At 70.4% G+C, this 842-nt stretch carries 1 protein-coding gene; it reads right to left on the bottom strand.

Annotated elements, in window-relative coordinates:
• The coding region (locus tag FOE67_RS27250) for a sensor histidine kinase (RefSeq protein WP_267133375.1) at window positions 1–842 on the bottom strand (842 nt) is incomplete at both ends.

Below are 842 nucleotides of genomic sequence, written 5' to 3'. Positions count from 1 at the left end.
ATCTACGGCGGTATCCAGGCGGTCCTGGTGATTCCCCGGGCAGGGGGTCGCCCAGCAGTTCCCGGGGAATCACCAGGACCGCCTGGATACCGCCGTAGATGTTGCTCTGGAGCTGCACCACGATGTGGTGCCGGCGTGCCAGCTCGGAGACGACGAACAGGCCGATCCGCCCATCCCTCAGCAGGTCCTCGACCTCGATCCGCTCGGTGCCGGAGAGCAGGGCGTTCATCCGGATCTGTTCCTCGGGCGGCATGCCCAGGCCCCGGTCCTCGACCTCGATGGCCAGTCCGGCGGTGACGTGCTGGGAGCGCAGCAGCACCACGGTCTGCGGCGAGGAGAAGGTGGTGGCGTTCTCCACCAGTTCCGCGAGCAGGTGGATGACGTCGGCGACCGCGTGGCCGCGCAGGGTTCCCTCGACCGGCGGCACCAGTTTGACCCGGGAGTAGTGCTCGACCTCGGCGATCGCCGAGCGCAGCACCTCGGTCATGCCGACCGGGCGGGTCCACTGTCGGCGGGGGACGGCGCCGCCGAGCACCGCGAGGTTCTCGGCGTAGCGCCGGATGCGGGTGGCCAGGTGATCGACCTGGAAGAGTCCCTTGAGCAGTTCCGGGTCCTCCACCCGGTTCTCCAGCTCGTCCAGTTGCTCGATCTCCCGGTGCACCAGGGACTGCAGGCGGCGGGCCAGGTTGCCGAAGACCTCGACCTTCTCGTCGCTGCCGCCGGCCCGCTCCCGGACCACGGAGGTGGCCCGGGCGATCGCGTCGTGGGCGGCGTACCGGTCCATGGCGATCTCGTGGGCGAGGAGGTCCAGGTTGGTGGCCCCGGCCGGGGATGGCGGCGGG

The sequence above is a fragment of the Streptomyces calidiresistens genome (assembly GCF_014141525.1).
GTDB classification, from domain to species: Bacteria; Actinomycetota; Actinomycetes; order Streptomycetales; family Streptomycetaceae; genus Streptomyces; species Streptomyces calidiresistens.
This window is presented reverse-complemented; position numbering and strand designations above follow the sequence as displayed.